At 33.6% G+C, this 14,116-nt stretch carries 14 protein-coding genes; 6 read left to right on the plus strand and 8 right to left on the minus strand.

What is annotated here, in order from left to right; genetic code table 11:
* The first annotated feature begins 23 nt into the window (after positions 1–23).
* Positions 24–1,592 (plus strand): DUF5123 domain-containing protein, encoded by a 1,569-nt coding sequence (locus tag RB618_RS11295; protein WP_308068812.1) that lies wholly within the window; start codon positions 24–26, stop codon positions 1,590–1,592.
* A gap of 148 nt (positions 1,593–1,740) precedes the next feature.
* Here the strand turns inward: RB618_RS11295 and RB618_RS11300 are convergent, their stop codons facing one another.
* The 4 genes from RB618_RS11300 to RB618_RS11315 are packed head-to-tail and all read right to left on the minus strand — an operon-like array spanning position 1,741 to position 4,098.
* On the minus strand, positions 1,741–2,313 hold the full coding sequence (locus tag RB618_RS11300) for a pentapeptide repeat-containing protein (protein ID WP_308068813.1): 573 nt from the start codon (positions 2,311–2,313) through the stop codon (positions 1,741–1,743).
* 27 nt (positions 2,314–2,340) lie between these two features.
* Entirely contained in the window at positions 2,341–2,550 is a 210-nt protein-coding gene (locus RB618_RS11305; protein ID WP_308068814.1) for a hypothetical protein, read from the minus strand.
* Between the two features lie 40 nt (positions 2,551–2,590).
* Positions 2,591–3,532: a helix-turn-helix domain-containing protein gene (locus tag RB618_RS11310; protein ID WP_308068815.1), complete on the minus strand. Its 942-nt coding sequence runs from the start codon at positions 3,530–3,532 to the stop codon at positions 2,591–2,593.
* Between the two features lie 2 nt (positions 3,533–3,534).
* Positions 3,535–4,098, minus strand: coding sequence for a DUF6642 family protein (locus RB618_RS11315; RefSeq protein WP_111380078.1), 564 nt, complete (start codon positions 4,096–4,098; stop codon positions 3,535–3,537).
* A gap of 170 nt (positions 4,099–4,268) precedes the next feature.
* Here RB618_RS11315 and RB618_RS11320 point away from each other — a divergent pair, with 170 nt between their 5' ends.
* The gene (locus RB618_RS11320) at positions 4,269–4,874 is read left to right on the plus strand and encodes a nucleosidase (RefSeq protein WP_308068816.1); all 606 of its coding nucleotides are present in this window, start codon (positions 4,269–4,271) and stop codon (positions 4,872–4,874) included.
* A 64-nt stretch (positions 4,875–4,938) separates the two neighbouring features.
* A complete protein-coding gene (locus RB618_RS11325) occupies positions 4,939–5,286 on the plus strand; it encodes a hypothetical protein (protein ID WP_308068817.1) in 348 nt (115 codons plus the stop codon).
* 277 nt (positions 5,287–5,563) lie between these two features.
* Here RB618_RS11325 and RB618_RS11330 read toward each other — a convergent pair whose 3' ends face one another.
* Both RB618_RS11330 and RB618_RS11335 read right to left on the minus strand, forming a co-directional pair.
* On the minus strand, positions 5,564–6,199 hold the full coding sequence (locus RB618_RS11330) for a hypothetical protein (RefSeq protein ID WP_308068818.1): 636 nt from the start codon (positions 6,197–6,199) through the stop codon (positions 5,564–5,566).
* Between the two features lie 41 nt (positions 6,200–6,240).
* Complete coding sequence (locus RB618_RS11335; RefSeq protein WP_308068819.1) at positions 6,241–7,068, minus strand: Sir2 family NAD-dependent protein deacetylase; 828 nt, start codon at positions 7,066–7,068, stop codon at positions 6,241–6,243.
* 355 nt (positions 7,069–7,423) lie between these two features.
* On the opposite strand from RB618_RS11335, the gene RB618_RS11340 reads away from it, so the two are divergent.
* From RB618_RS11340 to RB618_RS11350, 3 genes are all read left to right on the plus strand, one after another.
* The gene (locus tag RB618_RS11340; protein WP_308068820.1) at positions 7,424–9,226 is read left to right on the plus strand and encodes a glycoside hydrolase family 2 TIM barrel-domain containing protein; all 1,803 of its coding nucleotides are present in this window, start codon (positions 7,424–7,426) and stop codon (positions 9,224–9,226) included.
* Positions 9,227–9,323: 97 nt separating this feature from the next.
* A complete protein-coding gene (locus RB618_RS11345; protein ID WP_308068821.1) occupies positions 9,324–9,953 on the plus strand; it encodes an MgtC/SapB family protein in 630 nt (209 codons plus the stop codon).
* A gap of 11 nt (positions 9,954–9,964) precedes the next feature.
* Positions 9,965–10,486 carry a GNAT family N-acetyltransferase gene (locus RB618_RS11350; RefSeq protein ID WP_308068822.1) on the plus strand — a complete coding sequence of 174 codons (522 nt, stop codon included), beginning with the start codon at positions 9,965–9,967 and terminating at the stop codon, positions 10,484–10,486.
* Between the two features lie 128 nt (positions 10,487–10,614).
* Here the strand turns inward: RB618_RS11350 and RB618_RS11355 are convergent, their stop codons facing one another.
* Positions 10,615–11,454 (minus strand): DUF4249 domain-containing protein, encoded by an 840-nt coding sequence (locus RB618_RS11355; protein WP_308068823.1) that lies wholly within the window; start codon positions 11,452–11,454, stop codon positions 10,615–10,617.
* 4 nt (positions 11,455–11,458) lie between these two features.
* Positions 11,459–14,077: a TonB-dependent receptor gene (locus tag RB618_RS11360; protein ID WP_308068824.1), complete on the minus strand. Its 2,619-nt coding sequence runs from the start codon at positions 14,075–14,077 to the stop codon at positions 11,459–11,461.
* Positions 14,078–14,116 lie beyond the last annotated feature (39 nt).

Below are 14,116 nucleotides of genomic sequence, written 5' to 3' on the forward strand. Positions count from 1 at the left end.
GTGAAAATTAATAAAGTATTATTATGAAAACAAAATATATAGTAAAAGGATTAATTGCCACATTAGCACTCATGCTTACTTTTTCTAGTTGTGAGACTTTTAATGAGGCCGTGATTGAAAATTTGGATGTAAGTAGAGAATTCTCTCCACTTGGACTTACAGCTAAAATTAGAAATTCAACTACAGTAGAATTAAACTGGACTGTTAAAAAAGAAGAAAATCCAGATCATTATGTAGTAGAATTTAGTGCTGATGATCCAAATTTTACAACAATTTTTAAAACTGTAAATGTAGCGCCAACAGAACTCCCTGTTCAAGTAGCATTAGAAGGAGAAACTGTTTATTCTATCAGAGTTAAGGCAGTTAGTGCTACAGGGCTAGAAGATTCTAAATGGTCTGTAACTACTGCAACTACTTTGTCAGAGCAAATTTTCTTTCCAGTGCAAGATGCAGATATAGATGCTACTAAGGTAACTTTGAGATGGACTCCAAATAGCGCCGTTACACACATTACGGTTATGCCAGGTAATATTACACATACAATTACTGCTGACGAAAAAGCAGCTGGTGTTGCTACTATAACAGGCTTAACCGGCGAAACTGATTATGCGGCGACTTTGTATAATGGAACAAAGAAAAGAGGTAATGTAACTTTCAAAACAGGAATCGATATTGGAACTGGTATTTTGGTTAAACCAGAAGATGATTTAAATGCGAAAATTGCAGCTGCTGAAGCAAATGCTGTTTTAGTATTAATGCCTGGAGATTACAATGTTTATACGGGAGAAATTATTTTAAACAAGCCAATTACGATAAGAGGTTTGCGTGTTGCAAATAAACCAAAACTGAGCGTTAGATTTACTTTAAATTCTGGAGCATCTGCTTTAAGTTTAATAGATTTAGAATTAGATGGTAAAAACACACAAACAGATATTGTAAAGTACAACCAAAATGGCAATTACGGAAAATTACTAGTTAGTGGTTGTACAATACATGATTATCAAGGTTCATTTACTAATACAGCAACAGGTGTTGCGGCCAAAATTGAATCTATTACTGTAGAAAACTCTGTAATGACGAATATCGATACAGCTTCTACTGGAGAATTTATTGATTTCAGAACTAGTATTGTTTCGAGTATTGTTTTAACAAAAAGTACATTTAATAGTTGTGCAGCAGCTAGAGCATTTATTAGATTAGATGCTGCTACGGGAACAGGAACAGGTCTAATAAGTAATGTTTTAATAGATGGTTGTACGTTGTATAAAGTTACAAATACGACTTCGGCTGGAGGTTATCAAATATTATACATTCGTTTTGTGGGTAATGCTACAACAGTGCGTAATTCATTATTTGCGGAGACAATTGCTAGATATGCAAATCAAGCAGCTACAGTAGCTCCAACATTTGCAAATAATAATTATTACATTGCAACAACACTTAATGCTGCGGCTCCAACAGCTCCTTTGAAATCAGATAGTGCTGGAACTTCATTAAATCCTCAGTTTGTTGATGCTGCAACAGGGAACTTTAAAGTTCAAAACCAAACAATTATTGATAATAATATCGGCGATCCTCGTTGGTTAAAATAAAAAATCGTGGTTGATTAAATAGAAAAAGCGGGATACAATTTACTTTGTAATCCCGCTTTTTTAGTCTTCAGTCGCGGTCCCAGTCTTCAGTCACAATCTTCAGTCATGGGGGGAGCTGAAAACTGAGACTGAGACTGAAAACTAACAATTACTCAATAGATAAATCAAATTTTTCTAATAAACCTGCAAGAGCTGTGTGAGAAACCTTTGTTCCTTTAATCTTATTTTCTGATGGATCAAATGAATAATTTCTGGAACTTCTAAAATCGGTTTTTTCTAGAATGCTTTCCACGAAAGTGGCACCAGAAAGATCGCAATTTTTAAAAACAGCTAAAGATAAATCGGTGTTCGAGAAATCAGTTTCTTTTAAGGAACAATCAGTAAAATTGGTCTTCTTCAATTTTTTATAAATAAAGGTTGAATAGTCCAAAACGCAATCTTCAAAATTCATCGAAAACAAAAAACTATTGCAGGCGCTAAAGTCCAATCCCATCAATTTGCATCCAATGAATTTGATGTTTTTCAATCCTGTATTTCGCAAAGTTGCCAAAGAAAGATTGCAGTTTTTAAAAGTAGAATCCATGAAATCATTATGGCTCAAATCGCTTTTAGAAAAGTTGCAGTTAATGAATTCGCAGTTTACAAATTCGGTATTGGCCAAACTTTGATCCGAGTAATCAATCGCTTCAAAAGTTCTGTTTTGGTATAATTTTGATTCCATAATTAAATTTAAAAGGCATGTAGGGGGTTATTCTAATTCGGTACAATCGAACACAGGATTGTTTTGAAGTAACGCTGTAACATTCAATTCGCTATCCACTCTTAAGATATTATCGCAATCTTCAAGGTCGAAATTCCATTGAGATTCTGGTAATAATTGATTTAGTAATGCAGAAGCCGATTCGAATTTGGTCTGATTATCAACGGAAGTTTTAAAAACATAAATCATAGTTTGCATTTTTGAAGAAGCAAATTTCTGAAAAACATCTACATATTTGTTAGGATTCTCTAATCAATAATTGGGACTTATCAATCAATTTTCGGTATCGAATTGGAGAGATTCCTTCCGTTTTTTTGAAAAAACGGCTAAAATAAGATTGGTCTTCAAAGCCTACTTGTGTTGCAATTTCACCTACAGAAAGCGTAGTTTGAAAGAGCAAATATTTAGCTTCGAGCAATATGTTTTCGTCAATCCATTTAACAGCAGATTTTCCTGTTATGGTCTTAACGCATTTGTTCAAATGGTTTGGAGTGACATTTAGTAAAGAAGAATAGTAATTTACCTGATGCTGGGTTTTTATATGATCGTGAATCAGTTCCTTGAATTTTGCTGTAATGGCTTCGGCAGCTGAGATATTTTTCACAGTTTTTATAGCATTTTTATTCATCTCATAAAATAGCGTAATCAAATAAGACTGCACAATATTCAAATCTGCAATGGTGGTTTCTGAATATTCCTTTTTCAATCGTTCCAGAATATTTGTAATCGGGTCAATATCTTCGGGAGCCAGTTTGATTTTCGGATTTCCAGAAATCTTTAAAAAATCAAAATCATTCAACAACTCACGACTGCCATATTTCCGAATCAAAATATCAGGATGAAACTGGCAGATATAACCTTTATGAATATTATTGATATTATCAAGCGAAAAAATCTGACCAGCCGGAACCACAATCATTTCGTTATCGGTTGTAACATATTCCTGATAACCCAATTTCATAACATGCTGACCAGAAGAAATAAAAATTAAAGTATGGCAAGAATGCTTAGAAGGCGGAACAGGATGCTGCATCTGCATCATTTCTTCGATTTCAAGACAGAAAAAATGATCAGAATTCGATTTGAAAAGCAAATGAATAGGGTTATCTTCTCCTAAAAACTTCTCTCGAAATCCTTTTGGCCCATAGGTTTTTATTTTCTCTGCCTGATTCTTTTTCATTTTTAATAGTATAATCTAAAATCAAGCAGTTTGCAGAGATTGTAATGTTTGGCATAAAGATCTTCGACCACTTCAATCAAATTGTCGTTTTCCTGATATAGACTAAAAAACGCCTTGTCAATTGTACTGCAGCTGGCAATTTTATTATAAGTCGAACCATAGCCAGAAATAGCCCTAGCACCAGTAATATCTAAGAAATATTGCGCTTCTTCTTCGTTTAAATCTAAAACTTTAAGATTCGCAAAATGAATAATTTTGCCTTTCATTTTTCCTTCAAACAATTCTGCAATTTCTTCAATGCTGTAATAATAATCGTGAAGGCAGATATTGTTTTCCTGACCTGGCATTGCCAGATAAATAATTTCATAATCTTTGAAATTATGATCTTCGTAAAGCAAAATATTCAAGCTTTCTTCTAAGCCTTCAATCGTGTCGCAAGTTTTATGAATGCTCGAAATACCTTGATCAATAGCCAATTCTTCCAGACATTTTACCACATGTGTTGGCGTATGATCGTCTATATCTTTAACGCCTTCAAGGCAGAAAATAAATTTTTCATTATCCATGCAGTTACTCTTTCTGGTTTTAAATTTTTTACTGGTTTTAGCAAATGTATTTTTTATATCATAAAATCCAATAGAGAAAACAGACTTTAACGTCTTTTTTTGATTTTAAGTTTAGGTTACAGCGGCATAAATTTTAAAGCGTATTTTTGTAAACCGAAAATAAGTTACACATGATACAAATTAACCAAACGGCATCTTTTGCTGTTGAAGATATATTATTCTGTTTTGCTCTCGAATCTGAAGCAGCGAAAGTTTTTAAAGGCCACAATGTCTTATTTACTGGAATAGGAAAAGTAAATGCAGCTTATGAGTTGATAAAAGCGATCCAAAATAAAAAGCCATCTGTAATTATAAATCTAGGGTCGGCAGGAAGCAGTAGTTTTCAAAAAGGAGATGTGATTTGCTGCACTAAATTTGTTCAAAGAGATATGGACGTTCGCGGTTTAGGTTTTGCATTGTACGAAACGCCTCTTTCTGGTTTACCGCCAGTTTTAGAATATGGTTTATTAATGGACAATCTTCAAGAAGGAATCTGCGGAACAGGAGATAATTTCGAAATGGAGCATCGTTCAGACGCTTATAATGTTGTTGATATGGAAGCTTACGCTTTAGCCATGATTGCCATGAAGGAAAATATTCCATTTTTAAGCTTAAAATATATTTCTGATGGAGCCGATGATAATGCCGCCGAAGATTGGACAGTTCAAGTTCATAAAGCAGCTATTGCTTACGGGAAAATTTTGGGATTGATAAAAGAATCAGAAGCCATTTCTTAATTGAAATGGCTTTTTTTATTTAGATTGCAGACACAGAAACTCAAATATTTTGAAATAAATAATTATGGAAGATTTTATTAATGAGATTTTAGGAGATGATCTTGAAATAGTTGAAATAGTAGATTTTAATGATTTTGTTTTTGTTTTTTTTAAGCCCAAAGGGTATAGCAATCCATATAAAGACGAAAGACTAAATTTAGTATCAAGTTCAGGACCATTAAAAATAAACACAAAGACAATGGAATATGAATTTACTCATATATATGAGTTTTATTCAGAATATGGAGATAACGAAATAATTTTTCCAAAAAAAGAAGAAGTTGCTCTTGATTGGGATGAGGTTCTATACAATATTAAAATGAGGGAGCGTTTTAATTCAGAAGACTTTTTTTTTGCTATTAAAAAACTATAATCTACCTCTTGATAGTTTTGATATTTATAGTATTAATAGTCAAGATACTATTGAGATTGAAATAAAACATGATGAAGCTGTTAACTATTTAATAGAGTTTCTTGAGAAAAATAATGGCAATTATATAAAAAAACACAGCAATCATTTTCTCATACAATTAGATATCTAATTTTTCAGTGATAACAAGATGAAGATAAAAAAAGCAACAGGAATATTTTTAATTAGGTGTTGCTTTTTTATTTTAACAATTTTCGAAGGATATATCAAATTGCGTGCTCTAACTTATTTTCCTTAACTTTTTGAAGTCTTCCCACAACTGATTTGTTTTTTCTTGATTAGGAATTCCTCCACTTCCGCTTCTTATGCATATTTCATCTATATATTCTAAAAAATCATAATCTAATGAGGGTAGACGAAAATCGGTTTGTCTTTTGATAGATAGATTATCAACTTCAATTGTCGACATTTCTCCTTTATAGACATGATTCCCTCTTAATAGAATTTTTATAACAGGTTCATAGGGATCAGGAAGATTTTGATATTTTTCAAAACGTGGTGAGTTTTTAAATATTTGCCAGTAAATGTATAGGTAAACATATATATACTCAAAGCCTCGATATTTACTATTTAAAATAGTTACGTCGTTAAGATAATTAATTCTAAAATCTTCTAAATCAATTAAATCGTTGTTGAATTCTGGAGCTAGCAAATGAAATAAATTATGTCCGTCTTTTGTTTTATAAATGTTAATTAGCCATTTTTCTTCAATTCCTAATGCAACATACCACTCATACATTTTTGACAGATAATCTTTATAAAGTAGAACACCAGAAGTATTTTTGTTTTTTTGGACTTCAATTATTTGAGATTTTAATTCCGCTAATTTTATATTAAATGTTTCAGTTGTCGTCATTTTTACCTAGTTAATTTTTCATTTAATCGAGCATTATTTTTTTAAGCCAAATGAACGCTTCTAATCATTTCTTTAATCAATTTTAAAGCTTCAGTAGATGTTTTTCGAATGATGATTTTATTCTTTTTATCTTTTATTAAAGCTGTAAACTGATTGTCTTCTATATTGATGTCAACAATAGTTCCGCCATATTTTAAAGTGGTTTCTGCAATTGCAACTGGTAAGTTTGTTGCACCAGAAGTTCCTAGAATAAAAAGTACTCCAGAATTTTTAGCAATTTTCAAGGAACTGAATTTTTTATTTGTTTGTTCATCGTAGTATTCATCAAACCATAAAATATTTGGTCTCATCCAACTTCCACAACTTTTGCATTTTAAAAGTTCTATTTCTTTTTCAGTTAAATCTTCGTCAATCTCTTTTCCTTTTATTTCTTCTGGTAGATTTATGATTTCTTTGCAACCGTTTGAGCACTTTATTTGTCTATTATTTCCATGAATTTCGAAAATTCTTTCTGTTCCGCTTAATCGGTGTAAGTTGTCTATATTTTGAGTAATCAGATGAAATCTGTCTTTTAAAATATTTTCAATTTCAACCAATTCGTGATGACTTGCATTTGGTTTTGCATTTTCGAACATTTTCTTTCTAAACAATGAATATTGCCAAACTTCCTCAGGATTTTCTTTGAAGTATTTAAAAGTTCCAAACTCTTCAGGTTTATGAAATTTCGTTCCCTTAATCCAAATGCCATCAACACCTCTATAGGTCGGAATTCCGCTTTCAGAAGAAATTCCAGCACCTGTTAAAAAGGTAAAAAGGTTTCTTTTATTTTTAGTTGAAACGTGTTTTATTATGTTTTCTAATTGTTCCATGTTTAATGAAAAAGGATAAATCTTTTAAAGATTAAATATAAACTAAAAATTAATATCAAAAAGTTCTGAGTCTTTATGAAGTGCTCCAGCGGAGCAAAATATTTGTAGCATAATTTAGACCCTCAAAGTCAAAAAGCTCCAGCGGAGCGACATATTGAGAATATCTGATTTTAGTACAAATAAACAATGAAAAACGAATAAATACGCCTCATAACATAAAACTGATAAGTATTTGATGGGTTATTTTTCAGTAATCTGGAATGTTTGTTTACTAGTGAATTTGAGAAACTTTTTAACTTTATAACCTTCATATTTTACTAACTAAAGACCTTCAAAAACCAAAATGATTTTAACTATGAAAAAGATAATAATGCTGTGCTGTATTTTTCTGTTAATTGGAAAAACAGTAGCGCAGGAAATTCCGTTGGTATCCAATATTTCTTCGCGAAACAATATTACTTTAAACGGAAAATGGAGTTATATCGTAGATCCGCTGGAAAATGGATATTTTAATTACCGTTTAGAGCCTTTTAAAGACAACGGATTTTTTGAGAATAAAAAATGGAACACCACAGAACTGAGCGAATATAATTTTGCGACCTCAGCAGTAATGGATATTCCGTCTGATTGGAATTCGAAAGATCAAAGATTGTTTTTTTATGAAGGAACGGTTTGGTTTCAGAAAGATTTCAATTATAAAAAAGATGCAAAAACTAAAGGCATTCTTCATTTCGGGGCAGTCAATTATGATGCGAAAGTTTATGTAAACGGAAAATTGGCAGGAACACATATTGGCGGTTATACGCCTTTCAATTTTGATGTAACCAATTTATTAGTCGATGGAAACAATTTCGTAGTAGTAAAAGTCGATAACAAACGCCACAAAGATAATGTTCCAACGGTAAATATGGATTGGTGGAATTACGGTGGCATCACAAGAGACGTAACTCTGGCTCAGGTTCCGAATACGTATATCGAAGATTATTTGGTTCAATTGGATAAAAAAGAAAAAGGAAAAATTTCGGGCTGGATAAAACTAAATAGCGAATCAGCAAATCAGTCTGTTTCGGTTTCAATTCCAGAATTAAAAACCAAAAAGAGCGTTACGACCGATGCAAAAGGAATCGCCTATTTTGAAATTAAAGCCAATCCAGTTTTATGGACGCCTGAAAAACCAAAATTATATGATGTAACCATTTCTAAAGCAGATGAAAATATCGCCGATCAAATTGGTTTTAGAACTATCGAAACAAAAGGAAAAGAAATTCTGCTAAACGGAAAAAAAGTCTTTTTACGCGGTATCAGTATTCACGAAGAAGCGCCTTTCAGATCTGGAAGAGCTTGGTCTCAAGATGATGCTATAACTTTGTTGAATTGGGCAAAAGAATTGGGCTGTAATTATGTTCGTCTGGCGCATTATCCGCATAACGAAAATATGGTCAAAGAAGCTGAAAAAATGGGATTAATGATTTGGTCTGAAGTTCCGGTTTATTGGACTATTTCGTGGACAAATCCAAATACATACGCTAATGCCGAGCGTCAGTTGCACGATATGATTTATAGAGATAAAAACCGTTGTGGAATCGTGATTTGGTCAATTGCCAATGAAACGCCACACGGCGATGACCGAGATGCTTTCTTGAGCAAATTGGCGAAATATGCGCGTACGCAAGACAATTCTCGTTTGATCAGTATGGCGATGGAAGTTACTTCAAGCTCCAATAATATCAATACGCTTCATGATAATATGAATGAATATGTAGACATTGTTAGTTTCAACCAATATTTGGGCTGGTACAGAGGAACAAACGAATCTTGCAAAGACATGCAATGGGTAATACCGTACAACAAACCTGTTATCATTAGCGAATTCGGAGGTGAAGCTTTACAAGGCCGTCACGGAGATAAAAAAGAACGCTGGAACGAAGAATATCAGGAAGAATTATACATTCAAAACACACAAATGTTCAATCGCATTGAGGGATTAGCAGGAGTTTCTCCTTGGATTCTAGTTGACTTCAGATCGCCAAGAAGACAGTTGCCAAATATTCAGGATTTCTTCAATCGTAAAGGATTAATCTCAGATCAGGGAATTAAAAAGAAAGCTTTTTATGTGATGAAAGACTGGTACAAGCAAAAAGAAGTAGAATATAAGTAAAGATCGACCAAGTAGAAAAACCTTCAAAGTCATTTTGATTTTGGAGGTTTTTTTTATGTTTTTTCCTTAATTTTATTTGAAAAAATAGAAGACTTCAATGGAACTAGAAATTGTCATAAGATTGCTTTTAGCAGCATTTTGGGGAGCTTTAATTGGTGCCGAAAGAGAATATAGCGGAAAAGCGGCTGGTCTTCGCACCACAATAATGATTTCTGTAGGAGCTTGTTTCTTTACCTTTATGTCTGAATGGATTGGCGGAGCAGGAAACCCTGATAGAATAGCATCTAATATTGTAACCGGTTTAGGTTTTCTTTGCGCAGGAGTGATTTTTAGATCAGACAGCCATGTTACAGGTATTACGACAGCGGCAACGATATGGTCGGTTGCTGCGGTGAGCATGGGGGTAGGAGCGGGTTATTATTTTGCATCGGCTTGCGCGGCTTTGATGATTCTTTCAATTCTTACGGTGCTTACATTTCTTCAAGATAAAATTGACCTCATCAACGAACATAAAACGCTTCGAATAACTTTTAAACGTTCGGACGATGGTCTCGAAAGATGCAAAGAACTTTTTTCTGCTAGTGGCGTAAAATCAAAACTGATTACACAGCGTCGTAGTTTAGATCATGTGGTTTTAGAATGGCAGATACATGGTTCCAAAAAATCTATAGAATCTTTGTATGCATCACTTTTGCAAGAACCTATTTTTGAGGAATTAGTATTATAACAACAAAAAATATGAATTTTAATTTACAGCCCGTTTTAGAAAATGATCTTTGCATTTTGTCTCCTTTAGAAGAAAAAGATTTCGAAGCTTTGTACAAAGTAGCTTCTGATCCTAAAATTTGGGAACAGCATCCAAATAAAGACCGATGGAAAAAAGAAGTCTTTGAGAATTTCTTTGAAGGAGCCATGAAAAGCAAAGGCGCTTTTAAAATTATAAGTAAAGAAACAGGAGAGTTTATCGGAAGTACGCGATTTTACGATTTCAATCAAGAAGAGGATAGCATTTTCATCGGCTATACTTTTTATGCGGTTTCGTGTTGGGGAAAAGGTGTGAACCAAAGCGTAAAAAAAATAATGCTGGATTACCTTTTTCAATTTGTTTCAAAAGTGAAATTTCATATTGGCTCAGAAAATATCAGATCACAAATTGCAATTTCGAGAGTAGGAGCCGAAAAAGTAGCCGAAGAAGAAGTGGCTTATTTTGGAGAAAAGCCAAAGTTGAATTTTGTGTATCAAATAAATAAAGTAGACTAGAAAAACAAAAAGGCCGACTTAAAATAGTCGGCCTTTTTGTTTTGTGAAACTGCTCCAGCGGAGCAAAATATTTATAGCAAATACAGAAGCAAGTATCAAAAAGCTCCAGAGGAGCGACATATAAAAAATTATTTCACTAAATAATCAACTTGATCGGCTTCGCAAAGTCTGAAATAACCAAATGCAAAATTATTAGCATCAGAAGTATTTATAATGTTTCCTCTAATATTTCCTGGAGGAACAAGAAACGGATTTGAACTTGAAGCTTCTAAAATTAGTTTCCAGTAATTGAAGAAGTTTTTAGAAACGCCTCTGTGAGTAATTTTTACCGTATTTCCAGGTTTCATATCTTCATGAGAATATCTTGTGCTGATTTCGTTTCCGTTGTAAAACTCATCATTTGTAATCTCGTATTCTGGATAAATCAAGAATTCACTTTGATAATCGGTTACATAAAAATTAACCTGATCAGCTGGATCGTTATAATAAAAAGTCAATTCGATTGCATCTTCCCCGCCAAAATCAGGAACAATTTTTTGTTCAATTTTATTGATTGGAGTTGCAGAGGTCAGTTTTTCAACCGCAGTAAAACTCTGTCCTTCAGCATTAATAAATAACTTATATTCCATATCAAGTACAGGAACAAAATTAGTGCATTTGTAAACTCCAGCTTCGGTTTCGTTAAAGGTAAAAACATCTCCGTTGCTGTTTTCTACGCGCACCTGCGCGCCCGATACTTTTGGAGTAGAACCGCTGTAATAAGGAGCCGTTTTACTGATTTTTATAGTTTGTTCTTTTCCGTCAGTTCCTTTTTTCCAGATAATTTCGGCATCAATAACCAATTTGGTTTCGCCAGTTTCCAGATCCAGATTTACCACATCTTCGCAAGAAGCAAAAGAAAAAACAAAAAGAAGACTTATTAATGCCAGCGCTCTATTCATTATTGTATATTTTTTCAATTTATTCATCGCATTAAAATTTAAAATTATAAGAAACCCCAGGTACGATTCCGAAAATAGAAAGTCTTCTGGTTTCATTTGCTCCAGTGTCTTCATTGGTTGTAAAACTCATAGAAGCCGCATTTTTTCTGTTGTAAATATTGTAAAGGCTAAATACCCAATAGCTCTGCCAGCCTTTCTTTTTATCTGGTTTTGGCGTGTACGTTGCGGCAACATCTAAGTGGTGGAATAGTGGCAAACGGTTTTCATTTCTCAAAGAATAATTCGGAATATGAATGCCTCCCATTTCGTAATATCCATTTGCGTATGTTACCGGCTGACCTGACTGTAAAGTGAAATTTCCATTAAAAGACCATTTCGGATTCAGTTCATAACTTCCCACAATACTCAAATTATGCAGTTTGTCGTAACCAGACAAATACCAGTCGCCATTTGCAATTCCCGGTTCTTCGGGAGTTCTTCCAGGAGTTTTTTGTTCTGCTCTAGATAATGTATACGAAATCCATCCAGTGAAAACTCCAGTGTTTTTTCTGAATAATAATTCCATTCCATACGATCTGGCTTTTCCGTTTAAAATAACCTGCTCAATATTGTTGTTAGCCAAAACATCAGCTCCGTCAATATAATCAATACGATTTTGTACATTTTTATAAAATAACTCGGTTTCTAAAGAGTAATCTCCATCTTTGAAGTTTCTAAAATACCCCATCGCATACTGATCCAAAAGCTGAGGTTTTGTAAAAGGGCCGCTTGGTGTCCAGATGCTCATTGGCAAAGGAGACTGTGTGTTTGATAAAATATGAATGTATTGCGCCATTCTGTTGTAGCTCGCTTTTATAGAAGTTTCGTCATTAAAAGCATAAGACAAGGCAGCTCGAGGTTCAAAATTATTGAACTTGCTGATGGTTTTTCCTTTTCCGTACGAAATGCTTCCGTTTGGTGTTCCTTCCTCATAAATTTTGTACAACGTATTATATACTACCGCTTGACCGTTTTCGTAAGTGCTGATGGTTTCATCTCCTAAACGATAAAACATGCTGTAACGAACTCCGTAACGGAAATTCAGTTTCTCAGTAATCTGATTTTCAAAATCAACAAAAGCAGAAGCTTCTAAAGCATACTTTTTATCCAGCTGCATATAATTAAACTGCGAATCTAAACTAGTTGGCTGTACAACTCCAGGGTTGAAATTGTAATACAAACCATCAATACCATAATTGATTTTGAATTTTTCTGACTGCTGGAAATTCCAATTATATTTCAATCCGTAACTCGCAATATTGCTATCCCATTTAAAACTTTCAACCGGAATTTCTAGATTAAATCTATAATCACTGTAGAAGGTAGATAAATTGCTATTTAAGCGGTCAGAAAATTTATGTTTCCAGCTCAAAATACCCATTGTGCTTCCGTAAGTGCTGGCAAAACGATCGCTGATATCAAATAAATCATTTCCGAAATAACCAGAAAAAGACAGCGAGTTCTTAGCATTAAAACGATAATTTAATTTGGCATTCAAATCATAAAACATGGCAGAGTTGTTATTATCTGCCAGTTTCATGAACAAATGCGCATACGAAGCTCGCCCGGAAAGGATAAACGAACCTTTTTCTTTTTGCAATGGACCTTGAACCAATAATCGGCTTGAGATAATTCCGATTCCTCCGTTTACTTTGTATTCTTCAAAATCTCCAGTCTGTTGCGTAACATCTAAAACAGAAGAAACGCGTCCTCCAAATTTCGACGGAATTCCTCCTTTATATAAATCTAAACCATTAACAATATCAGCATTGAAAATAGAAAAGAACCCAAACATGTGTGAATCTGCGTAAACAGGCGCGCCATCCAAAAGAATCAAATTCTGATCAGCAGCACCTCCACGAACATTAAAACCCGAAGAAGCTTCTCCTGCATTGGTAACTCCTGGCAAAGTCAAAATTGATTTTAACGGATCAGGCTCTCCCATTGCAACAGGAATTTTTTTGATTTCCTGCATCGAAAGTTTATTCACACTCATTTGAGTAGTTTTAATATCGACCGCTTTATTGTTCGTGACAATAACTTCTCCCAGTTGCTGGCTGTCAGCATCTATGTTGAAGTTCACTTTGGTGTCGTCTGAAACAGAAACACGTTTTTCTTCATTTTTAAATCCAACATAACTCACCTGAACGGTATAACTTCCGTTTGGGACATCAATATTGTATTTTCCGTTAGCATCTGTTACAACGCCAGTCTCCAATTCTTTAATATAAATATTGGCACCAATTACAGGCTGTCTTTCGTCATCATAAACTTGACCGGTTAGCTTGCTTTTTTTTTTGGCAGGTTTCGGAGTTTGCGCTTTCTGCTTTACAAAAATATTGTTGCCCACTATAGAAAATTGTACAGATGAAGTTAGATTTAATTCAGTAATAATTTTGTCAACTTCGACATTTTTAAAAGTGCTTTTTTTGTTAAAATACTTTTTATTGGTATCTATCTGATCGGTAAAAGCAAATTTAAAATCGGTTTGACTTTCTATCTGTTTGAAGAATTCTTTTAAAGTTACATTTTGATCTACAGTTACTGTAACGGTCTGTGCAGACATACATAAACTGAATAAAAAAAAGCACGCTGAAATTATATGCTTCATGAAATTTCGTATTTTTGAATATTATTAAATGGAATAACC

The organism is Flavobacterium sp. LHD-85, from assembly GCF_030929595.1.
Lineage (GTDB): Bacteria > Bacteroidota > Bacteroidia > Flavobacteriales > Flavobacteriaceae > Flavobacterium.

Excerpts from the sequence above, each read along its gene's own strand:
- RB618_RS11295 (WP_308068812.1), top strand. The coding sequence starts at position 24 with ATGAAAACAAAATATATAGTAAAAGGATTAATTGCCACATTAGCACTC.
- RB618_RS11300 (WP_308068813.1), bottom strand. The coding sequence starts at position 2,313 with ATGGAATCAAAATTATACCAAAACAGAACTTTTGAAGCGATTGATTAC.
- RB618_RS11305 (WP_308068814.1), bottom strand. The coding sequence starts at position 2,550 with ATGCAAACTATGATTTATGTTTTTAAAACTTCCGTTGATAATCAGACC.
- RB618_RS11310 (WP_308068815.1), bottom strand. The coding sequence starts at position 3,532 with ATGAAAAAGAATCAGGCAGAGAAAATAAAAACCTATGGGCCAAAAGGA.
- RB618_RS11315 (WP_111380078.1), bottom strand. The coding sequence starts at position 4,098 with ATGGATAATGAAAAATTTATTTTCTGCCTTGAAGGCGTTAAAGATATA.
- RB618_RS11320 (WP_308068816.1), top strand. The coding sequence starts at position 4,269 with ATGATACAAATTAACCAAACGGCATCTTTTGCTGTTGAAGATATATTA.
- RB618_RS11325 (WP_308068817.1), top strand. The coding sequence starts at position 4,939 with ATGGAAGATTTTATTAATGAGATTTTAGGAGATGATCTTGAAATAGTT.
- RB618_RS11330 (WP_308068818.1), bottom strand. The coding sequence starts at position 6,199 with ATGACGACAACTGAAACATTTAATATAAAATTAGCGGAATTAAAATCT.
- RB618_RS11335 (WP_308068819.1), bottom strand. The coding sequence starts at position 7,068 with ATGGAACAATTAGAAAACATAATAAAACACGTTTCAACTAAAAATAAA.
- RB618_RS11340 (WP_308068820.1), top strand. The coding sequence starts at position 7,424 with ATGAAAAAGATAATAATGCTGTGCTGTATTTTTCTGTTAATTGGAAAA.
- RB618_RS11345 (WP_308068821.1), top strand. The coding sequence starts at position 9,324 with ATGGAACTAGAAATTGTCATAAGATTGCTTTTAGCAGCATTTTGGGGA.
- RB618_RS11350 (WP_308068822.1), top strand. The coding sequence starts at position 9,965 with ATGAATTTTAATTTACAGCCCGTTTTAGAAAATGATCTTTGCATTTTG.
- RB618_RS11355 (WP_308068823.1), bottom strand. The coding sequence starts at position 11,454 with ATGAATAAATTGAAAAAATATACAATAATGAATAGAGCGCTGGCATTA.
- RB618_RS11360 (WP_308068824.1), bottom strand. The coding sequence starts at position 14,077 with ATGAAGCATATAATTTCAGCGTGCTTTTTTTTATTCAGTTTATGTATG.